Annotated in this window: 20 protein-coding genes; 12 read left to right on the top strand and 8 right to left on the bottom strand. The window is 62.5% G+C overall.

Annotated elements, in window-relative coordinates; all coding sequences use genetic code 11:
• Window positions 1-25: 25 nt before the first annotated feature.
• On the bottom strand, window positions 26-1,525 hold the full coding sequence (locus ACP146_RS08415; RefSeq protein WP_422366306.1) for a leucyl aminopeptidase: 1,500 nt from the start codon (window positions 1,523-1,525) through the stop codon (window positions 26-28).
• Window positions 1,526-1,783: 258 nt separating this feature from the next.
• On the opposite strand from ACP146_RS08415, the gene lptF reads away from it, so the two are divergent.
• From lptF to rsmA, 6 genes are all read left to right on the top strand, one after another.
• Window positions 1,784-2,905 (top strand): LPS export ABC transporter permease LptF, encoded by a 1,122-nt coding sequence (lptF, locus tag ACP146_RS08410; protein ID WP_422366305.1) that lies wholly within the window; start codon window positions 1,784-1,786, stop codon window positions 2,903-2,905.
• Window positions 2,902-4,029 (top strand): LPS export ABC transporter permease LptG, encoded by a 1,128-nt coding sequence (gene lptG, locus ACP146_RS08405; protein WP_422366304.1) that lies wholly within the window; start codon window positions 2,902-2,904, stop codon window positions 4,027-4,029. The genes lptF and lptG overlap by 4 nt, the downstream gene beginning before the upstream one ends.
• Before the next feature lie 34 nt (window positions 4,030-4,063).
• Entirely contained in the window at window positions 4,064-6,262 is a 2,199-nt protein-coding gene (locus ACP146_RS08400; RefSeq protein ID WP_425032435.1) for an LPS-assembly protein LptD, read from the top strand.
• A 122-nt stretch (window positions 6,263-6,384) separates the two neighbouring features.
• On the top strand, window positions 6,385-7,365 hold the full coding sequence (locus ACP146_RS08395) for a peptidylprolyl isomerase (protein WP_425032983.1): 981 nt from the start codon (window positions 6,385-6,387) through the stop codon (window positions 7,363-7,365).
• 30 nt (window positions 7,366-7,395) lie between these two features.
• The gene (gene pdxA, locus ACP146_RS08390) at window positions 7,396-8,448 is read left to right on the top strand and encodes a 4-hydroxythreonine-4-phosphate dehydrogenase PdxA (RefSeq protein ID WP_422366301.1); all 1,053 of its coding nucleotides are present in this window, start codon (window positions 7,396-7,398) and stop codon (window positions 8,446-8,448) included.
• Window positions 8,441-9,298 (top strand): 16S rRNA (adenine(1518)-N(6)/adenine(1519)-N(6))-dimethyltransferase RsmA, encoded by an 858-nt coding sequence (gene rsmA / locus ACP146_RS08385; RefSeq protein WP_422366300.1) that lies wholly within the window; start codon window positions 8,441-8,443, stop codon window positions 9,296-9,298. The genes pdxA and rsmA overlap by 8 nt, the downstream gene beginning before the upstream one ends.
• A gap of 7 nt (window positions 9,299-9,305) precedes the next feature.
• On the opposite strand, the gene gmk is transcribed toward rsmA, so the two are convergent.
• Both gmk and ACP146_RS08375 read right to left on the bottom strand, forming a co-directional pair.
• Window positions 9,306-9,944, bottom strand: coding sequence for a guanylate kinase (gmk, locus tag ACP146_RS08380; RefSeq protein WP_422366299.1), 639 nt, complete (start codon window positions 9,942-9,944; stop codon window positions 9,306-9,308).
• A gap of 5 nt (window positions 9,945-9,949) precedes the next feature.
• Window positions 9,950-10,852 (bottom strand): YicC/YloC family endoribonuclease, encoded by a 903-nt coding sequence (locus tag ACP146_RS08375; protein ID WP_422366298.1) that lies wholly within the window; start codon window positions 10,850-10,852, stop codon window positions 9,950-9,952.
• A gap of 176 nt (window positions 10,853-11,028) precedes the next feature.
• Here ACP146_RS08375 and ACP146_RS08370 point away from each other — a divergent pair, with 176 nt between their 5' ends.
• Window positions 11,029-11,802, top strand: coding sequence for an SDR family NAD(P)-dependent oxidoreductase (locus ACP146_RS08370; RefSeq protein WP_422366297.1), 774 nt, complete (start codon window positions 11,029-11,031; stop codon window positions 11,800-11,802).
• A gap of 30 nt (window positions 11,803-11,832) precedes the next feature.
• Here ACP146_RS08370 and mltG read toward each other — a convergent pair whose 3' ends face one another.
• From mltG to fabD, 5 genes are all read right to left on the bottom strand, one after another.
• The gene (gene mltG / locus ACP146_RS08365) at window positions 11,833-12,825 is read right to left on the bottom strand and encodes an endolytic transglycosylase MltG (protein ID WP_422366296.1); all 993 of its coding nucleotides are present in this window, start codon (window positions 12,823-12,825) and stop codon (window positions 11,833-11,835) included.
• Between the two features lie 10 nt (window positions 12,826-12,835).
• Complete coding sequence (fabF, locus tag ACP146_RS08360; protein WP_422366295.1) at window positions 12,836-14,101, bottom strand: beta-ketoacyl-ACP synthase II; 1,266 nt, start codon at window positions 14,099-14,101, stop codon at window positions 12,836-12,838.
• Window positions 14,102-14,180: 79 nt separating this feature from the next.
• Window positions 14,181-14,417: an acyl carrier protein gene (locus tag ACP146_RS08355; protein WP_422366294.1), complete on the bottom strand. Its 237-nt coding sequence runs from the start codon at window positions 14,415-14,417 to the stop codon at window positions 14,181-14,183.
• Between the two features lie 166 nt (window positions 14,418-14,583).
• Complete coding sequence (gene fabG, locus ACP146_RS08350) at window positions 14,584-15,321, bottom strand: 3-oxoacyl-[acyl-carrier-protein] reductase (protein WP_422366293.1); 738 nt, start codon at window positions 15,319-15,321, stop codon at window positions 14,584-14,586.
• Between the two features lie 103 nt (window positions 15,322-15,424).
• Window positions 15,425-16,366, bottom strand: coding sequence for an ACP S-malonyltransferase (gene fabD / locus ACP146_RS08345; protein WP_422366292.1), 942 nt, complete (start codon window positions 16,364-16,366; stop codon window positions 15,425-15,427).
• A 362-nt stretch (window positions 16,367-16,728) separates the two neighbouring features.
• On the opposite strand from fabD, the gene rpsF reads away from it, so the two are divergent.
• The 5 genes from rpsF to alr all read left to right on the top strand — a co-directional run bounded on the left by rpsF (window position 16,729) and on the right by alr (window position 21,004).
• Window positions 16,729-17,205: a 30S ribosomal protein S6 gene (gene rpsF, locus ACP146_RS08340; protein WP_422366291.1), complete on the top strand. Its 477-nt coding sequence runs from the start codon at window positions 16,729-16,731 to the stop codon at window positions 17,203-17,205.
• Window positions 17,202-17,459: a 30S ribosomal protein S18 gene (gene rpsR / locus ACP146_RS08335; RefSeq protein WP_422366290.1), complete on the top strand. Its 258-nt coding sequence runs from the start codon at window positions 17,202-17,204 to the stop codon at window positions 17,457-17,459. Before rpsF ends, rpsR begins: the two co-directional genes overlap by 4 nt.
• Before the next feature lie 22 nt (window positions 17,460-17,481).
• Window positions 17,482-18,114, top strand: a complete 633-nt coding sequence (gene rplI, locus ACP146_RS08330; RefSeq protein WP_422366289.1) for a 50S ribosomal protein L9 — start codon at window positions 17,482-17,484, stop codon at window positions 18,112-18,114.
• A 240-nt stretch (window positions 18,115-18,354) separates the two neighbouring features.
• Window positions 18,355-19,875 carry a replicative DNA helicase gene (locus tag ACP146_RS08325; RefSeq protein ID WP_422366288.1) on the top strand — a complete coding sequence of 507 codons (1,521 nt, stop codon included), beginning with the start codon at window positions 18,355-18,357 and terminating at the stop codon, window positions 19,873-19,875.
• On the top strand, window positions 19,850-21,004 hold the full coding sequence (gene alr / locus ACP146_RS08320; protein WP_422366287.1) for an alanine racemase: 1,155 nt from the start codon (window positions 19,850-19,852) through the stop codon (window positions 21,002-21,004). The genes ACP146_RS08325 and alr overlap by 26 nt, the downstream gene beginning before the upstream one ends.
• Window positions 21,005-21,010 lie beyond the last annotated feature (6 nt).

The following is a 21,010-nucleotide window of genomic DNA, read 5'->3' as shown; positions in this document are numbered from 1 at the left end:
GCTGTGGTCCCTGCCCCCTGCCCGGCTATTTCTCGTGGTTCTTGGCGACAAAGCTGTCCAGCAGCCGCACGCCGTAGCCGGTTCCGCCCTTGGGGATCGTCGGCTTTTCCTTGGAGGACCAAGCCGTGCCGGCAATGTCGAGATGTGCCCAGGGCGTCCCGTTCTTGATGAAGCGCTGAAGGAACTGGGCGGCGGTAATGGATCCGCCGGCCCGCCCGCCGCTGATGTTTTTCATATCAGCGATCTCGCAGTCGATCAGCTTGTCGTACTCGGCGCTGAGCGGAAGGCGCCAAACATGCTCGCCAACCTCCTTGCCCGCGGCGGTCAACTGATCGGACAGCTTGTCGTCGTTGCTGAACAGGCCCGCGTTCTCGTGGCCCAGGGAGATGATGATCGCACCGGTAAGGGTCGCCAAGTCGACAATCAACTTCGGCTTGAATTTCTCCTGGGTGTACCAGAGTGCATCAGCAAGAACCAAGCGCCCCTCGGCGTCGGTGTTCAAGACTTCGATAGTCTGGCCGGACATCGAGGTAACGACGTCGCCGGGCCGCTGAGCGTTGCTGGAGGGCATGTTTTCAACCAACCCGCAAACACCGACGGCATTCACCTTCGCCTTGCGGCCGGCCAGGGCTTTCATGAGCCCGACGACGGTACCGGCGCCGCCCATATCCCATTTCATGTCTTCCATGCCGGCGGCCGGCTTAAGCGAGATGCCGCCGGTGTCGAAGGTCACACCCTTGCCGACAAAGGCCAGCGGCGCCTTATCCTTGGCCGACGGCGCGCCCTGCCAGACCATCACGAGCAATTGCGATTCCCGGGCCGACCCCTGGCCGACCCCCAGGAGCGAGCCCATGCCCAGCTTGGCCATCTCTTTCTCGCCCAAAGCCTGAACCTTGATCCCAAGCTTGGTGAGCTTCTTGGCCTCGGCAACCAGCGACTTCGGATAGAGGATATTGGCCGGTTCGCTAACCAGATCCCGGGTCAGGAAGACGCCCTCGGCGACTTTCTCAAGGCGCTGATAGGCCCGCCGGGCCGCTGCAGCCTCCTCAAGGAGGAATTTGATTTCCTTCAGCTTCGGCTTCTTCTCTGCCTTGTCCTTGGTCTTGTATTTGCCGAAACGATAGCTGCGCAGCAAGGCGCCGTAGGCCGAGTTCGCCGCCCGTTCGGCGGCATTCTTGCCGCCCCGCAGGTTGTCGATCAGGATCGCCGCCTTCTCCTCGCCGACCCGCAGCAGATGACCGGCGATACCACCGCCGATGTCCTGCAGGTCCTTTTCGGAGAGCTTGGCCGGCGCGGCCATGCCGACCAGCAGAATTCGGCTGTTCTCCAGGCCGGCCGGCGCCACGATTTCAAGCAGTTCCGCGCGCTTGCCGGAAAAGGTGCTGGCCGCGATGGCCCGCTCAACGGCACCACCGGTCAGTTTGTTCAAGTTGTTGGCCGAAGAGGTGAGCTTCCCCCCCTCCAGAACGCCGACGACGAGGGCGCCGGATGCGGGAACGCTGGGCGCGGCAAAAGAAATGTTCATCAATAGCCTCACGGAAGAATCGACTGACCTGGGATACCCGGCATAGCCCCTCTTCAAGGGGCGAAACGGGTTTGAGACAGGAAAACCTAAACTGTCAGCGCCGGGGCGCAAGTTCAAGTGGCAGAAATCCCGGAACTACGATGGGCCGGGCAGGCAGACAACCGGCCGGTTTCCAGGGGCTTACCACGCGGAAATTCGCTGGACTGTGGGGAGCCCGGCAGGCTATTCCTGAATTTCCAAGGCCCAGCGATTGGCTCCATGCCTTCAATAACGCGTTATGTACTCGGGCAGCTGGTGACGGCTACTATTTTCGTCACCCTGGCCCTCACCTTTGCGATATGGCTGACGCAGTCACTGCGTCTGATCGACTATATCGTGAACCGTGGCCTGCCCGCCTCGACCTTCCTGACCTTTGTCGGGCTGCTTCTGCCGTCCTTTTTGGGTGTGGTCCTTCCGGTTGCCTGCTTCGTCGCGGCGCTTTTCGTCTATCATAAACTGGCGATGGACAGCGAAATGGTGGTAATGCGGGCCGCCGGGCTGTCGCAGATGCAGCTTGCCCGCCCGGCCATCATCCTGGGTATCGTCGTGACCCTGGGCGTCTATGCGATCTCCCTCTATTTCCTGCCTGCGTCATTTCGGCACTTCAAAGACCTTCAGCACGAATTCAGAAGCGATTTTTCTGCGATTCTGCTGCAGGAAGGCGTCTTTACGGCGGTCACCGATGAAATAACCGTCTATGTGCGCGAACGCTCATCCGAGGGCGAATTGCGAGGCATCTTGGTTCACGACAACCGGGAACCAGGTAAGCCAGTGACCATGATGGCCGAACGCGGTGCTCTGGTGCCCAGCGAGTCCGGCCCGCGGGTCGTGATGGAGAACGGTAACCGGCAGGAGGTCGAGCCCGGCACCGGCCGTTTCTCACTCTTGTACTTTGACCGCTATACCGTTGAACTAGCCGAATTCGGCAGCGCCCGGCAATCACGCTGGCGCGAACCTAAAGAGCGGTTTCTTCACGAGTTGCTGATCCCAAGCGATGACAGCCTCGATCAGCATTACCGTCTGGAGCTTCTGGCTGAGGGGCACCATCGGATCGTAAGCCCGCTTTACAGCCTTGTCTTTGTGGTCATCGGGATGGCCGCCTTGCTGGCTGGGGAGTTCAATCGACGGGGCCAGGCAAGAAGGATTCTCGCCGCCATCGCCTGTGTTGCGGCTCTGGAGGGCGTTTCCCTGTCGTTGCACGACTTGGCGGGCCGCGATCCGGCTGCCATACCGGTCATGTACATAACGGTTGTGGTCTCCATCGGGTTGAGTTTCTTTGTCCTTCTGCGGAAACCGGCAAGGCGCAGCCAGGAGCCGCTGAGCGAGGCCGGCGCATCATGAGTATGGCCTCCACACTACCCGCGATGCGGCGCCTGCGACTTTCGCCAACCCTGACCAAGTACATCGCGCGCCAGTTTTTCCTGAGTTTCGCCACTTTCACCTTCGCCATCGTCGCCATTATCTTTCTGGCGACGGTGGTGGATCTGATCGATCGGCTGGCCACCAAAGATGCATCCCTTTCTCTGACCTTGGAAATGGCGCTGCTCAAGCTGCCTCATCTCAGTCAGGAGGCGATGGCCTTTACCGTCCTGTTTGCCGCAATGACGACTTTCTGGCGTCTCACCCGGTCGCACGAGTTGGTCGTGGCACGGGCAGCAGGTGTTTCTGTTTGGCAGTTCCTATTGCCGGTCCTCGGCAGCGCCCTGCTGGTTGGTTGCCTGACCGTCACGGCGCTCAACCCCCTCGCATCGGTGCTCCTCAGCCGTTTTGAGCGGCTGGAAGCCAACTACATTCACAATGAGACGAGTTTTCTTGCCGTCTCCAAGACCGGGCTTTGGTTGCGGCAGGCCGACCGCGATGGCCAATCGGTCATCCATGCAACCAGGGTGAGCCCCGGTTCGGTCCTGCTCCATGACGTAATTGTCTTTCGTTATGCCGAAGGCGACCGTTTCCAGAGCCGTATCGATGCCGACCGGGCGCAGCTTCAGGAGCGCCGCTGGCGCCTCTCCGAGGCCTGGTTCTCAAAACCCGGCGAAGCTTCCGTCTATCATGAAGAGTTTGACATTCCGACCGATCTGACCGTGGACAAGATCCAGGAGAGCTTCGCCCCACCGGAAACGATAGCTTTCTGGAACCTGCCGGAGTTCATCGAAGTCATGGACGCCGCGGGATTCTCGGCCTTGCCGCACCGTCTACAGTTGCACCGGCTGTTGGCCTTGCCCATGCTTTTTGCTGCTATGGTTCTGCTCGCGGCAACCTTTTCGATGCGCACGCAACGGCGCGGCCGGGTCGGCCTCGTCATCATGGCCGGACTCTTGACGGGATTTCTTTTGTACTTCATGTCCAATTTTGTTTTCGCCATTGGACTTTCAGGTACCATACCCGTTGTGTTGGCCGCCTGGACTCCAGCAGGCGTGTCGTTGATGTTGGGCGCGGCGATGTTGCTTCACTTGGAGGACGGATAGGCTAGATACGATGCAGGGGGGATTGGGGCGAGCGGTGGCCATAGCCGCCGCCATTTCTTTTTTGTCGGTCACCGATTTGCCGATAATCGGTGTCGGTGACGCTGTCGCGCAGACACTCGAGTTGGATGCGCTGGGGGAGATTCCGGCACTCATTACGGCTGACCAGTTGACCTATGACGAAAACAACGGCTTGGTCATCGCTTCCGGAAGTGTCGAGATATCGCAAGAGGACCGGGTCCTGCTTGCCGACAAGGTCACTTACGACCTGAATGCCGACGTGGTGACGGCGGAAGGCAACGTGACTTTGATCGAAGCCACCGGCGACACGGTCTTCGCCGATTTCGTCGAACTGACAGGCGATCTCAAAGAGGGATTTGTCCGCGATATCCGGGTCCTGATGGCCGACGACTCACGCATCGCCGCTGCAAGCGGAACGCGCAGCGGCGGCAACCGCACTCAATTCCGCAGGGGCGTCTTCAGCCCATGCGAGCTGTGTCGGGAGGACCCGAGCCGCGCCCCTCTCTGGCAGATCAAAGCCGCCGAGGTGACTCATGATCAGGAGTCGCAGGACATTATCTACCGCGATGCCTGGCTCGAGTTTTTCGGCATCCCGGTCATCTATACGCCTTATTTCTCCCATCCGGATCCGACCGTGGACCGCCGCAGCGGTTTCCTGGCGCCGACAGTCGGCTCCAGCGACTTCCTCGGCTTCTCCACAACGATCCCGTACTACTGGGTAATCGACGATACCAAAGACCTCACCATCGCACCGATCCTCTCGACCGAACAGGGCATCAACCTGACTGGCGAGTACCGGCAGCTCTTCGAGAACGGTGAGATCGAGATCGCCGGCAGCGCCACCATTGCCGACCGCGACGAAAACGACGGCAACGTCGAGGATGACCGTTTCCGCGGCCATATCGACGCTGAAGGCAAGTTCGATATCGACAGCACTTGGCGCTGGGGTTTCGACGTCAACAGAACCACCGACGACACCTATCTCCGCGCCTTCGACTTCAACACCGAGCGCACGCTGGAGAGCACGGCCTATCTGGAGGGCTTGAAAGGACGGAACCATGCCGCTGTGCGCGGTTTCGCCTATCAGGGGCTGCGCAGTACCGATGTAGACGGCGAGATACCGATCGTGGTGCCGCTGGCCGATTATAACTTCGTGAGCGAGCCTGGCGTTGGCCTGCCAGGCGCGCGCTACACGGCAGACGCCAACTTGCAGGTACTGACCCGCGAAGAAGGCCGCGACAGCCGGCGCCTTTCCCTGATCACTGGCTATCACGTTCCCTACACCAGCCCCCTGGGCGACCTCTACGAGCTGACCGCGCAGCTGCAGACTGACGGCTATTGGGTCAACGGGGTCGACCGCAATTCAAACGATGTGAACCCCGCGAACGCACCCGGCAGCGATACGACCGGGCGGGTCTTCCCGCAACTGGCCGTCAAGTGGCGCTATCCCTGGGCCCGCCAGGATGGATCCTTCAGGCAGGTAATTGAGCCGATCGTGCAGGGCGTTCTCGCACCCAACGGATCGAACCCCGGGACCATCCCGAACGAAGACAGCCAGGACTTCGAGTTCGACGACACCAATCTTTTCAACCTCAATCGCTTTGCCGGAAACGATCGCGTCGACTCGGGCAGCCGCATCGACTATGGCCTGAAGTGGACAGCGACCTTCGGCGACGAAGGGTCTGCAGGCGCCCTTATCGGCCAGAGTTACCGCTTCTCGGAAAACCGGGATGCCTTCGCCGAAGGCTCCGGGCTTGAGGATCAAGAATCGGACATCGTCGGCCGCGTTCAGCTGACTCCGATCAAGTATGTCGATCTGCTGTATCGCTTCCGGTTGGACAAGGATGACTACAACGCCGACAGAAACGAATTCGACCTGAATATCGGTCCGCCGGCCCTCAACCTCGACCTCTCGTACTTCTTCATCAGTCAGACCCAGGATCCGGAGACGGATGAATTCGGCGACCGCGAAGAGCTGCGCTTTGGAATCAACTCACGCCTAAGTGAGTATTGGTCTGTCGGCTTTAGTCACCGGCGGGACCTTATCGAAGATTCGTCTCTGGAAACCGCCATCAGCCTGGCCTATCAGGACGACTGCTTCCTCATTGAGGGGATCGCGGAGAGGACATCCTTCAGCGACCGTGATATCGAGCCGGAAGACAGCGTCTTCGTTCGCGTCGTCTTCAAACATCTTGGCAGCGTCAGCGGCGGCTAGCCAGCGCCTGCCTTAACGGGCGGTCGAACAGACAACGCCACCATCTCTGCCAGGCCAGCTTCCGTTTGAATCGCTGCCGCGGGACAGGATATAGTGGCGGCGCGATTTCTAGGGATCTCAGCATGTCTTTACGAGAGTTCAGCGACACCGGGCAAGAGAAGCGGCCCGGATTTGTTCTGGTATTTTTTTGCGCCCTAGCAGTGGCGGTACTATCAGCCTTCCCGGTTCGCGCTCAGGATGCATTTCGTCCTGCGGCCGTGGTGAACGACGAGGTTATCTCCGTACTCGATCTGGCGATGCGGATGCGCTTGGCCATTGTCGGAGCCGGGGTACAGGACTCTCAAGATGTTCGGCGCCGGCTCACGCCGCAGGTACTGCGCGGCCTGATTGACGAGCGACTTCAGATGCAGGAAGCCCAGCGCCTCGACATCTCTGTCTCCGACGATCAGGTGGCCCGGGCTCTGGAGCAGATATCTCAGCAAAACAATATGTCAGAGGGCCAATTCCTGACGATGCTGCGCAACCGAGGTATCATCCCGACCACGCTGATCGATCAGATAAGAGCGCAGATCGCCTGGGAAAACGTTGTCCAAAGGCGTCTGCGGCCGACGATCGAAATCTCGAACGAAGAAGTCCAGGTGGTGGTCGACCGCTTGACCGCCCGCCAAGGGTCGATCGAGCGCCGGGTTGCAGAGATATTCGTGGCGGTAGAATCGGCAGCTCAGGAACAGGAAGCCCTGGCGAATGCGAACCGCCTGCTGGAACAGGTTCGCGCCGGCGCCAATTTCGCCGGACTCGCCCGGCAGTTCTCACAATCCGCAACCGCCAGTCTGGGTGGTGACCGGGGTTGGGTGCAGGACGGCGAATTGGCCGAAGAACTCAACCTGGCCCTGGCACAGATGGGACCCGGCCAGGTCTCCATCCCTGTGCGCACGCCGGCCGGCTTCACCATCCTTCTCGTGCGCGACATGCGTAAAAACGAGGGGCAGGAGATCGACCGTTCGCGGATCCAAAGCAACCTGGTCAACGAACGCCTCAACCAGCTGGCCCAGCGTTCTCTGCAGGAACTGCGCCGCACGGCCAACGTGGACGTGCGGATATGACTTCTTCGGGCTCTTCGTGAGACCCCAACAGTGCCGCACAGTATAAGCAGCCCGGCACAGCCCTCCCACGCTCCGCCGCGGCCTCTGGCTTTGACCATGGGCGAGCCCTCCGGGGTCGGCGGCGAGATCGCCCTGAAAGCCTGGCTTCAACGGCGCGACTTGGCTCTTGCGCCGTTTTTCCTTGTTGACGATCCGGGACGCCTGAAGGCCCTGGCAAGGTCTCTCGGCCTGAACGTGGCTGTGGAGACGCTCGACGATCCGTCACAGTGCGTTGCCGCGTTCAATCATGCTCTGCCGGTATTGCCACTGCGCACAGAGGTGCAGGCCGAACCGGGACATCCGTCAGGGGCCAATGCCGGAGCGGCTCTGGACTCCATCCGCGAAGCGGTCGCATTGACGCTGGACGGCGCCGCCTCAGCCGTCGTCACCAATCCGATCCACAAACAGGTGCTCATGGACGCGGGCTTCGCCCATCCGGGGCATACCGAGTTTCTGGCAGAACTCTGTGGGTCGCAAAAGCCACCGGTAATGATGCTGGCCTGCGCCGCCCTGCGGGTGGTACCGGTGACCGTCCACCAGCCTTTGAGCCATGTCCCGAAAACGCTCACCGCCGAACTCATAGAGCAGACCGGCCGCACGACGGCCGAGGCTCTCAAGTCTCATTTCGGCATCAAGAATCCAAGACTGGCGGTCGCCGGCCTGAACCCACATGCCGGTGAAGGCGGCCAGCTCGGCCACGAAGAGACACGCATCATCCAGCCGGCGGTGGATGCACTGCGCGCCGAAGGAATTGCGCTTTCCGGTCCCTTGCCCGCGGACAGCCTGTTTCATCCCGAGGCACGCCGAGGCTACGACGCAGCTCTGTGCATGTACCACGATCAGGCCCTGATCCCCATCAAGACGATCGACTTTGAACGCGGCGTCAATGTCACGCTCGGGCTGCCCATCGTCCGAACATCACCGGATCACGGCACGGCCTTGGACATAGCGGGGCAAGGGAAAGCCTCTCCAGCCAGTCTTATCGCCGCCCTTCAAATGGCCGCTGAGATGACGCAGGCAGCGGGTACCGCCGCCCATGGATAACCCCCATCCACCACTACCGCCCCTACGCGAGGTCATTGCCAGATACGGACTGGGCGCCCGCAAGGCACTGGGGCAACACTTCCTGCTCGACCTCAACCTGACCGGCCGGATCGCCCGCAGCGCACCTTCCTTGACCAAGGGCACGGTGATCGAAGTGGGCCCGGGGCCAGGTGGCCTTACAAGAGCCCTGCTGAACGAAGGCGCGGAACGGGTCATCGCCGTCGAAAAAGACCGGCGTTGTCTTGATGCGCTTGCAGAGTTGGCGGCCGCTTATCCGGACCGTCTGGAGGTCGTTGAGGGCGACGCCCTGACCCTCGCGCTGGAACAGCTCGGAGAGACGCCGCGCCAGATCGTCAGCAATCTGCCCTACAACATCTCGACCGCCTTGTTGATCGGCTGGTTGAAGGCGCTCGCGGAGAACCCTGCCGCCTTTGCCACACTGACCTTGATGTTTCAGAAGGAAGTGGCCGAGCGGTTGACGGCGGCGCCGGGCAGCCGTCACTACGGACGCCTGACTGTCATCACGCAGTGGCTCTGTGACGTACGAACCCTGTTCGATGTTCCGCCGCGCGCGTTCACGCCGCCGCCGAAGGTTACCTCTTCAGTCGTCTCACTTGAACCGCGTGAAGAGCCTCTGGCTGCTGTCACCCTCAAGAGCCTTGAGCGCGTGACCGCGGCGGCCTTCGGGCAACGGCGGAAGATGCTGCGCCAGAGCCTGAAATCACTCTTTGAAGATGCCGTCGAAACGATAGAAGAACTCGGCCTGACACCGACGGCGCGGGCAGAACAACTGAGTGTCGTAGATTTTTGCAAGCTGGCGCAGCGGCTCGATCAAAACCGGACGGCTTGAACAACCGCTAGCGGCCCAGCCTGAGTCCTTCGACGAAGTCTCGAAGCCCGGCACGCCGCTCGCGCCTCAAGCGCTCCGCCGTCAAGATTGCCTCGACCTGGGCGACGCTCTGCTCAAGATCGTGATTGATGATGATGTAGTCGTACTCGGCCCAGTGGCTCATCTCATCCGCGGCCTTGGCCATGCGGCCCCGCACCACCTCGTCACTATCCTGGGCCCGGCTGTGCAGGCGACGCTCCAACTCCGCTGTGGAGGGCGGCAGGATAAAGACACTCACCAGGTCTTCGCGCGCTTTTTCCGCAACCTGCTGAGTACCCTGCCAGTCGATGTCGAACAGTACGTCGCGGCCAGCGTCCAGTGCCTCTTCGACAGGCTGCCGCGGGGTCCCGTACTGCTGACCGAAAACCACGGCATGCTCGAACAACTCGTCTTGTTTGACCATCTCGTCAAAACGCATTTCCGACACGAAGAAGTAGTGCACACCCTCGGTCTCCGCGGGACGGCGCGGCCGCGTCGTCGCCGAGATCGACAGGGAGAGATTGTCATCCAGCTCCAGAAGGCGGCGCGAAATGGATGTTTTGCCCGCTCCGGAAGGCGAAGACAGAACGAGCATCAAGCCGCGCCGTTTCATCGTGCTGTCTTCCATACGGGCTACTCGATGTTCTGGACTTGCTCACGCAGTTGTTCGATCGCCGACTTCAGATCGAGACCGATCCGAGTCAGATCGACATCCGCCGACTTTGAGCAAAGTGTGTTGGCTTCGCGATTGAACTCCTGACAGAGGAAGTCCAGTTTGCGTCCCACTGCGCCACCCTGAGCAAGCAGATCTCGGGCAGCCGCAACATGCGCTTCCAGACGGTCCAACTCCTCCCTAACGTCGGCCTTACCGACCAGGAGCGCAAGCTCCTGCGCGAGACGGTCTTCGGACACAGCGTTGGTTTCCGCCAGCAAAACGTCCAGCTGTTCGCGCAGGCGCGCCTTCAGGGTCTCCGGCTGTGTCGCGGCACAGCCTGCGGCCTCACCGCAAAGCCGCTCGATAGCGTCGAGGTGACCCCGCACAAGCTGCAACAGCCGTGCGCCCTCTTCCGCCCGCATCGCCGCCAAAGCTTCCAAAGCGACCCCAAGGTCCGTCTCGATAGACTTCAAACGGCCGGCAAGCTGTTCCGGGCTTTCGTCGTCCTCAACCGGCTCCAGGATGCCGCGCAAGCCCAGCAGTCCATCCAACCGCGGCGCTGCGGTCTCGAGGCGGGTTTCGAGACGGCTCATCACATCCAGAACCTGCTGCAGCAGTTCTTCGTTCAGCCGCCAGGCTTGCGGCGCCTCGCCACGCTTGACCTGGAGATTGACCTGGGTGTTGCCACGCTGGCAAACCCCCGCAACGGCCTTGCGGATAACCGGATCCAAGGCCTCGTAGCCGCCCGGCAGGCGCGACCGCACATCAAGACTGCGGCCGTTGACCGTCCTGATCTCCCACGCCCAGGTGACAAGCTCGTCGCCCCCCTCCGCACGGGCGAAACCCGTCATGCTGTGCACCGAAGCCTGCGTCTTTGCCACGCGATCCCCAATCCCCGTGCCGGCGGGATAAGTCCGACCGGCCGTTTCCGAGCGCCCAAAAACGCCGGCCCCATATATACTGGTGGCCTCAGATCACAACAAGCACCCAGAATGGTGCCGCTCCAAATCCCAAAACACGGCTCGCCTTCAGGCAGCGATGACTCGGCGACAGATTAATGCGAAATCCGAAATCGATCGTAATCACCGGCAGCTCCAGCGGGATCGGTGCGGCCCTGGCCCAGCGCTATGCCCGGCCGGGATGCCTCCTGGCGCTTAGCGGAAGAGACGGCGAAAGATTGGACGCCGTTGCGAGGCTTTGCCGGGCCGCAGGGGCGGAGGTCGAAACCGCGGTGCTTGATGTCTGCGACCGTGAAGGCCTGGAGGGCTGGTTGGCCGAGATCGACCGGCGCCGCCCCCTCGACCTCGTCATCGCCAATGCCGGCATTTCCGCCGGCACCGGGGCCTTCGGCGAAGACGCCGCCCAGGCCCGGCAGATCTTCGCCGTCAACGTTGATGGCGTGGTTTCAACCGTCCAGGCCGCCCTGACCTTGATGCGGCCGCGCCGGCATGGCCAGGTCGCCATCATGTCGTCTCTGGCGGCCTTTCGCGGGTTTCCCGGGGCACCGGCCTATTGCGCCTCCAAGGCCGCCGTGCGGGTTTGGGGCGAAGCTCTGCGCGGGATGGTGGCGGGCGACGGCCTGAGCGTCTCAGTCATCTGCCCGGGCTATGTAAAGAGCCGGATGACGGCGGTGAACGACTTCCCGATGCCCTTCCTCATGGAGGCTGAGCGGGCGGCGGAGATCATCCAGCGGGGCCTTGCCGCCAACAAGGCGCGAATCGTCTTCCCTAGGCGTCTCTTCGCCGCCGTATGGCTGCTGGCGCTGTTGCCGCCGGGCTGGACCGACTCCTTGCTTCGGCGGCTGCCGGAGAAGCCGGCCGCACCGCGCTAATGGAGAGCCGGAACCCCCGCCCGTCAGCCGTCAGTTGCTTTGCTTTTTGAGGCTTCTAAGGTGCTTGCGCCACTTGGCGACGTTGCGGTTGTGCTCGGCCAACGTCTTCGCAAAGGCATGGCCGCCAGTGCCGTCTGCAACGAAGTAGATGTAGTCGGTGGTCGCCGGATTGACCACGGCCTCCAAAGAGGCGCGCCCGGGATTGGCGATCGGTGCCGGTGGCAGCCCCGGAATCTGATAGGTGTTGTAGGGGGTCGGCGTCGCGAGGTCCTTGCGCGTGAGAGACCGGCCGAAAGGCGCCTTCCCAAGCGTGATGCCGTAGATCACCGTGGGATCGGACTGCAGCGGCATGCCTTTGCGCAAGCGGTTGATGAAAACCCCGGCGACAAGGGGCCGCTCCGCATCGACCCCGGTCTCCCGCTCGACAATCGATGCCAGGATCACCGCCTCTTCGGGCGTCTTGATCGGCAGGCCGTCGACCCTACGGCTCCAGACATCGTCGATCGCCGATTGCATGGAGTCCTGCATTCGCTGCAGCAATGCCTCCCGACTGTCCCCCCGGGTGAAGTGATAGGTTTCCGGCAGCAAGCTGCCCTCAGGCGGCGTGTCGGCCAAGCTTCCCTCCAGAACCTTGGCATCGTTTAGCAGAGTCACGATTTCAACGGAAGTCAGACCTTCGGGAACCGTCACGCGGTGCACCACGGTCCTGCCGCTTGCAATGAGCGCCGCCACTTCCTCCATGGAAGCCGCCGGCGGCACTGCGAATTCTCCAGCCTGCAAAGACCGGGCCTCGCCGAAGAGGCGGACAGCAAGCGCAAAAACATCGGCATCGGCAACGATGCCTTGCGCCGCCAGATCGGCGGCGATGGCATCGAGCCCAGCGCCCCGCGGCACCAGAAAGCCTGTTTCTTCGGTCAGGGGACCTGGCGCGCGGAACTGAGCCTGAAGATAGACGTAAAGGCCGCCGATACCGGCCGCCAGGACAACGACGAGAACAGCGGCCAGGCCGCCCAGTCGTCGCATTCCGCCGCTACTATTGATATTCGGCCAGTATCAGACTGGCGTTCGTTCCACCAAACCCAAAGGAGTTGGAGAGCGCGTGACGGATCGGCCGCTCTCGGGCCTCATGGGGCGTGAGATCAATGCCATCGCAGGCCGGCGACGGGTTGTCGAGGTTGAGCGTCGGCGGCGCCACGTTGTCACGCAGCGCCAGGATCGAAAACACCGACTCAACCGCACCTGCAGCACCAAGCAGGTGCCCGATGGCCGATTTGGTCGACGACATCGAGAGGTCTTTTGCCGCCTCCCCGAACAGGCGTCGTACAGCGCCCACTTCGATCTCGTCACCCAGCGGCGTAGAGGTGCCGTGGGCGTTGATGTAATCGATGTCACTAGGATCAAGGCCCGCACGCTTCAATGCGGCCTGCATGGCGCGGTAGCCACCGTTGCCGTCTTCCGGCGGCGCCGTGATGTGATGGGCATCGCCCGACAAACCATAGCCGACGACCTCGGCGTAGATTTTCGCACCGCGCGCCTTGGCGTGTTCCAGTTCCTCAAGAACCAGCACACCCGAACCCTCGCCCATCACGAAACCGTCGCGGTCTTCGTCCCAGGGACGCGATCCCTTCTCGGGCGTATCGTTGAAGTTGGTCGAAAGCGCCCGGGAGGCCGAGAAACCGGCCATGCCGAGGCGACAGACCGCAGCCTCGGCACCGCCGGCGATCATAACGTCGGCATCGTCCAGCATGATCAGCCGCGCCGCATCACCGATCGCATGGGCGCCGGTCGAGCAAGCCGTCACCACAGCGTGGTTGGGGCCCTTGAAGCCGTAGCGGATCGAAACCTGACCGGAGACGAGATTGATCAGCGCCGCGGGAATGAAGAAAGGCGACAGGCGCCGCGGTCCTCTCTCATGGATGGTGATCGAGCCTTCATAAATGGTCTCGAGCCCCCCGATCCCGGAGCCGATCATGACACCGGTACGCCACTGGTCCTCGTCATCTTCCGGCATCCAGCCGGAATCTTCGATTGCCTGCTGCGCGGCAGCCATTCCAAAGACGATGAAACGGTCCAGCTTGCGCTGGTCACGCGGCGCGACATAGTCATCCGCGTTGAACAGCCCCTCAGAGGTTTCCCCCAGCGGAACCTGACCGGCGATCTTCGACGGCAGGTCGGAAACATCGAAGCTTTGAATGCCTCGCAGGCCCGACTTGCCATTGAGCAGCCGGTCCCAGACGTGATCAACGCCACTACCGAGCGGCGTAACCAGTCCCAGTCCTGTAATGACAACCCGTCTCATCGGTCTCTAGATCCCCGCACCACAACCAAACAGGCAGTAACCCGCAACTGGGATACCGCCGACATAGGCCTGGCTGGTATCAGGAATGTTCCTGGATGAAGCTGATCGCATCCTTGACGGTCACAATCTTCTCAGCGGCGTCATCGGGAATTTCACAGCCGAACTCTTCTTCGAAAGCCATCACCAGTTCGACGGTATCCAGGCTGTCAGCACCCAGATCGTCGATGAAACTGGCAGTTTCGGTGACCTTTGCATCGTCGACGCCCAGATGCTCGACGACGATCTTCTTCACGCGATCGGCGATGTCGTTGCTCATTTGACTTAGTCCTTAGGTTCTTTTTTTGACGCTTCCTGTCGGGAAGCGGGTCCGTCACGGTGGTTTGCACCCTCGCTATCGCGCAAGGCGCCGCCTCTTATCACAGTTCTCAAAGATTTGCCAACGCCCTACAGATGCCTGTTTTAGGTGTGCCCCCCGGGCGTCTTCATATCATGGCCATTCCACCGTTTACATGCAAGGTCTGGCCCGTCACATAAGCGGCTTCATCGCTTGCCAGAAAAACCACTGCCGAGGAGATTTCGTCAGGTGTTCCAAGGCGTTGCATGGGGATCGCCGCGAGCATGCGTGAGCGCTGCTGCTCATTCAGCACATCGGTCATCGGGGTTTCGATCATCCCTGGCGCCACGCAGTTCACAGTGATGCCGCGAGTTGCAACCTCCTGCGCCAAAGCCTTGGACATACCGATCAATCCCGCCTTGGAAGCAACGTAGTTCGCCTGACCCGGATTCCCGGTCACGCCGACGATGGAACTGATGCCGATGATGCGGCCCCAACGCCGCTTCATCATGCCCTTCAGGCTGGCCTTGGACAGGCGAAAGGCGGCGGTCAGGTTCACTTCGATAACCTGCTGCCAGTCCTCGTCCTTCATGCGCATCGCAAGCCCGTCCCGGGTCAGACCGGCATTGTTCACGAGGATGTCGAGGCTGCCCAGTTCGTCTTCGACCCGGCCTACAAGGGCGCTGGCCTCTCCCTCTGCCGAGAGATTGCAGGTCATAACATGTGTGCGCTCGCCCAGTTCGCCGGCCAGCGCCTCCAGGGCTTCGGTGCGGGTCCCGCTCAGCGCCACCGTTGCACCCTGACCGTGCAGACGCCGCGCGATGGCGCCGCCTATACCGCCCGACGCACCAGTCACCAAGGCGGTTTTTCCCGTTAGATCAAACATTTCGGCTTCTCCGCGGCCATTGAACTTCAAACACTACGGACCCGGGTTGCAACGGATCCTCTGACGCAAGCCAGCGCACCCGCCAATGGGCCCAACACTCTGACTACAGTTGCTGCAACAGCTTCTCGATATCCTCGGGCGCGCCGGCAGAATGGGCACTCAGGCTGCGATCGATCCGTTTGCTGAGACCGGCGAGAACCTTCCCGGCACCCAGCTCGACGGTGGTGTCCACACCTTCAGCGGCCATAAAGGCGACGGACTCGCGCCAACGGACCATGCCGGTGACCTGTTCCACAAGCTTGAGGCGAATATCGTCCGGATCGCTGAGACGCCCCGCTGTCACGTTGGCTACCAACGGCACTGACGGCATCTTGATGGTCACCGCCGCCAGGGCGTCGGCCATCACATCCGCCGCCGGGGCCATCAGAGAGCAATGAAAGGGGGCGCTGACCGGCAGGGGGATCGCCCGCTTGGCGCTCCGTTCCGGCGCCAGGGCGATGGCACGTTCGATCGCCTCGCTGTGGCCGCTGAGCACCACCTGACCCGGCGCGTTGTCATTCGCCGCAGCGCAGATCTGGCCTTCCGCGGCAGCGGCGGCCAGTTCCTCCGCCGCGTCTAGGTCGAGCCCCAGGAGCGCCGCCATGGCGCCCTGACCGACGGGAACCGCCTCCTGCATCGCTTCGCCGCGGCGGCGCAGCAGGACGGCCGTATCGGCCAGTTCCAGCGCGCCGGCCGCCGCCAGAGCGGAGTATTCTCCTAAAGAGTGCCCGGCGACAAAGGCGGCCCGCTCGGCGAGCGGCTTGCCGCCCTCCTGCTCCAGCACCCGCAAGGCTGCCAGACTGACCGCCATCAGGGCCGGCTGGGCATTCGCGGTCAGGCGCAGGTCCTCATCCGGGCCTTCGAACATCAGGCGGCTGAGGTGCTGATCCAGGGCGTCGTCCACTTCCTGCAGGGTGTGGCGCGCGATCGGGAAGGCCTCGGCCAGCGCCTGGCCCATGCCAACCGCCTGCGACCCTTGCCCGGGAAAGACGAATGCCAGGCTCATGGGGCGAACTCCGCAGATAAATTAAGGTGAATCGAAAGAAATGCCGCCCAGACATAGCGTCGCCAAGCCGCGTGTCAAGCCGGATTGGGCCAGAATGTGTGGGTTATGTGCGGGTTTTGCCGCCGGGGTGATCCTCGGGCCGGGGCCCGCCTCTGCCTTTGCCGTAGGGGCCGGGAGATCCGGGCCTGAAATGCCCCGGCTTCCCGCTTGCACCGCTCCCGGGAAAGTGTATAGTCCCGCCGCTCTGCGCCGTTTTCGGCTGTGGAGCACTCCTTGCCGGCACCTATTGGAGGGGTCGGCTAGGACCGGGCGGCTGGGTCAGACCAGCGCCGGTCCGTTAAAGAGCCAAAGGGAGTTACATTATGGCTTTCTATGAGTGCGTGCTGATTGCGCGCCAGGACGTCTCGTCTACCCAGGTCGAAAGCCTGGTGGCGGACTACACCAAGATCCTTGAAGACAATGGCGGCCGCGTTGCCGGGTCCGAGTACTGGGGCCTCCGCACGCTCGCCTACAAGATCAAGAAAAACCGCAAGGGCCACTATGTCCTGCTCAACGTCGAAGCGCCGGCACCGGCGCTGCACGAGTTCGAGCGGAACATGCGCCTCAGCGACGACATCATCCGTTATCTGACGGTGAAGGTGGACGAGCTCGTCGAGGGCCCCTCCATCGTCATGCAGCAGCGCCACAGCCGCGACGATCGCGGCGGCCGCGGCGACCGGGGTGACCGCCGGGGCGGCGGTGGCCGTTACGGGTCCGACCGCCCGCGCGGCGAAGCAGGTAACGATGCCGGCGGCAAGGAAGCCGCAACCGCCAGCGCTAGCGAAGGAGCTGCAGAATGACCGTCCGTATCGTCAGTGGCAGCGGCGGCTCGCGCCGTCCGTTTTTCCGCCGCCGCAAAAGCTGCCCCTTCTCGGGCGCAAAGGCGCAGAAGATCGACTACAAAGATACCCGTCTGCTTCAGCGCTTCGTCTCGGAGCGCGGCAAGATCGTGCCCAGCCGCATCACGGCTGTCTCGACCAAGAAGCAGCGCGAACTGGCGCGTGCGATCAAACGCGCACGCTATCTCGCGCTTCTTCCCTACGTCCTGAAGTAGCGGCCAGCCGGGAGTCAGTGAAATGAACGTAATCCTGATGGAGCGCATTGAGAAGCTCGGCCAGATGGGCGACATCGTGTCGGTCAAGCCGGGGTTCGCGCGCAACTACCTGCTGCCGCAGAAAAAAGCGCTGCGGGCGACCGAGGCCAACAAGGCCCAGTTCGAACAGCAGCGTGTGCAGCTGGAAGCGGAAAACCTGAAGCGCCGTGAAGAGGCTCTGAAGGTCGTCGAGAACCTGAAAGGCATCACCGTTACCTTGGTCCGCCAGGCCGGTGAAAGCGGCCAGCTCTACGGTTCGGTGAACAGCCGCGACATCGCCGAGGCGGTGACCGCCGCCGGCATCACCATAGACCGCAAGCAGGTTGCCCTTACCGCTGTGATCAAGACCCTGGGTCTGCATCCGGTGCGCATTCAGTTGCACCCGGAAGTATCCGAGGAAATCACCGCCAACGTCGCCCGTTCCGAGGAAGAGGCGCAAGCCCAGCTCGAGAGCGGCCGGGTGGTGACCGCCGAAGATATGCGTCAGGCCGAAGAGGCAGCGGAGGCCGAAGTCGAAGCGGTCGTCGAGGCCGTCGAGCAGGAAGAAGCGGCTGCGGAAAGCAGCGAGGCCGACTCGGCTGCTGATTCAGACAGCGAGGAAACGAAGGAGGCGTAAGCGCGCCGGAGTTCTTTTCCCCGCAATGCAGAAAAGCGGCGGTCCGATCCCTTCGGGCCGCCGCTTTTGTTTTCACCGGTTCCCTTATGGCCGATTTCCGCATGGCCGGAGTCGTCAAGCGGTTTGTCGCACCCACTCCAGGATTCTTTGGGCCTTTATCCCCGCATTCCTCCCAATCCCGGAGGGCTAGTTGGCGGTGGCGGGTTGGACTGCGGCGCGCGTTTGCTATTGTAGCCGTCTATGGAATCGACCCGACCCCAACTGACACCGCTCCACGATCTGCCCGCAAACGGCGATCTTCAGCGTCTGCCGCCGTCCAACGACGAAGCGGAACAGGCGCTTTTGGGAGCTATTCTCGCCAACAACGCGGCTTACGAGAAGGTCTCCGACTTCCTGCGCGCCGAGCACTTCGCGGACGGTGTCCATGCGCGCATTTTCGAGGCCTGCGGCAAACTGATCGAACGCGGCCAGGTCGCCAACGCGATCCAGTTGAAGAATCTCTTCGAACAGGAAAGCGCCCTGGCCGAGGTCGGCGGCGCACAGTATCTCGCGCAACTGCAGTCGAGCTACGTCACCATTATCAACGCCGCCGACTACGGCAAGACGATCCACGACCTTTATCTGCGCCGGGAACTCATCAACCTGGGCGAAGACCTGGTGAACGACGCCTTCGAGCACGATCTGGACACCGAGGCCAGCGACCAGATCGAGGGCGCGGAAGACCGTCTCTACAAGCTGGCCGAAATCGGCCAGACCGAAGGCGGGCTGATCGGCTTCAAATCCGCCGTCCTTGAATCGCTGCACATGACCGAAGCGGCGATGAAGCGCGACGGTCTCTCCGGGGTTTCATCGGGCCTTTTGGACCTCGACGCTCTACTCGGCGGGTTTCATCCTTCGGACCTGGTGATCCTGGCGGCCAGGCCCTCCATGGGTAAGACCTCGCTGGCCACCAACATCGCCTACAACGTCGCGGCGGCTCCGCGCATCGAAAAGGATGCCGAGGGCAACCCGATCGAACAGCGCCAGCCTGTCGCCTTCTTCTCGCTGGAAATGTCGGCCGAGCAGTTGGCCACCCGTATTCTCTCGGAGCGAACGGGCGTGCGCTCCGACGCCATGCGCCGCGGCGACATTCGCGATGAAGACTTCGACTCGGTTTTCGAGGCCAGCCGGGAGCTTTATGAACTGCCCCTCTTCGTCGACGACACCCCGGCACTTTCCGTCAGTCAGGTGCGCACCCGGGCACGCCGCCTGAAACGCCAGCATGGACTGTCTTTGATCGTCATCGACTATCTGCAGCTCATGCAGCCGCCGGGCAATAAACGCTCCGATAACAGAGTGCAGGAAGTCTCTGAAATCACCCGGGGGCTGAAGGCACTGGCCAAGGATCTCGACGTTCCGGTGATCGCCCTGTCACAGCTTTCCCGTGCCGTCGAACAACGTGAAGACAAGCACCCGCAGCTCGCCGACCTGCGCGAATCGGGGTCAATCGAACAGGACGCCGACGTGGTGATGTTCATCTACCGCGAGCAATACTATGTGGAGCGGGCCGAACCGACCCAGCGCGACGGCGAGGACGACAACAAGTTCCACGAGCGCCTGGAAAGCTGGAAGGCACGCTGCGAGCGGGCCTATGGCAAGGCCGAGATCATCATCGCCAAGCAGCGCCACGGCCCGATCGGCTCCCGCGAGTTCTCCTTCGACGGAGACACCACACGCTTCAGCGACTTGGTCGCCGATGACCACCTCCCCGACCATTACTGAAGACGCCACAGTCCCAACGCCCGCAGTGCCGGCCGGGGCGGCCGGCGCTCTGACCATCGACCTCGGGGCGATCGCCGAGAATTATCGGCGCCTGCGCGCGGCCTTTCTGGAAAAGCCGCTGGCCGCGGTGGTCAAGGCCGACGCCTATGGCCTTGGCGTTGAGCAGGTCGCGCCGGTCCTGGTGAAGGAGGGCGCGCGCAGCGTCTTCGTCGCGCAGCCGGACGAGGCCATCGCCCTGCGCCCGCTGCTCGACCGCTGCCATCCGGCCATTTCCCTTTACGTTCTGAACGGGCTGATGCCGGGTACCGAAGACGAGCTTGTCGCCCACAATGTGTTGCCGGTCCTGAACTCCCTCGGCGAGATCGATGCCTGGCGCGCGGCGGCAAGCCGGCACGGCAGAGCCCTGCCCGCCGCCATCCAGGTCGACAGCGGGATGAACCGCCTCGGCCTTCCCGCCGAAGAGGTGGCGGTGCTGAAGGAGGCGCCGGAACGCCTGCAGGGTATCGTGCCGACCTGCGTGATGAGCCACCTGGCCTGCGCCGACGAGCCGGCGCACCCCCAGAACGCCGAACAGCTTGCCGCCTTCCGTGTCGCCCGGGAGAGCCTGCCCAAGGCGCCGGCCTCTCTCTGCAACTCCTCAGGCATTTTTCTCGGGCGCGACTACCACTTCGATCTGGGGCGGCCGGGGGCGGCGGTTTATGGCGTAAACCCGACCCCGGCGGCGCCCAGCCCGGTGCTCCCGGTGGTCCGCCTCCAGGCCCGCATCCTGCAGGTTCGTGCGATTGACGCCCCCCAGAGCGTTGGCTATGGTGCGACCCACCGCGCCACCGGGCCGGCCCGGATTGCGACAGTCGCAGCGGGCTATGCCGATGGGTACCTGCGTTCGATCTCCGGTCGCGGGCGCGCCTGGGTTGACGGTCATGAAATTCCTGTGGTGGGGCGGATCTCCATGGACTTGCTAGCGCTGGATGTCACCAAAATCGCGCCGGAGGCAGCCGCCCCCGGCTGCATGGTCGACCTGCTCGGACCACAACACGGCGTCGATCAGTTGGCGCAGGAAGCGGGCACCATCGGCTACGAAATCCTCACCGCCCTGGGAAGACGCTATCACCGGACCTATTTGGGCTAGTCATTG

Origin of the sequence: Pelagibius sp. (genome assembly GCF_965249265.1) — a bacterium.
Lineage (GTDB): Bacteria > Pseudomonadota > Alphaproteobacteria > Kiloniellales > Kiloniellaceae > Pelagibius.
This window is presented reverse-complemented; position numbering and strand designations above follow the sequence as displayed.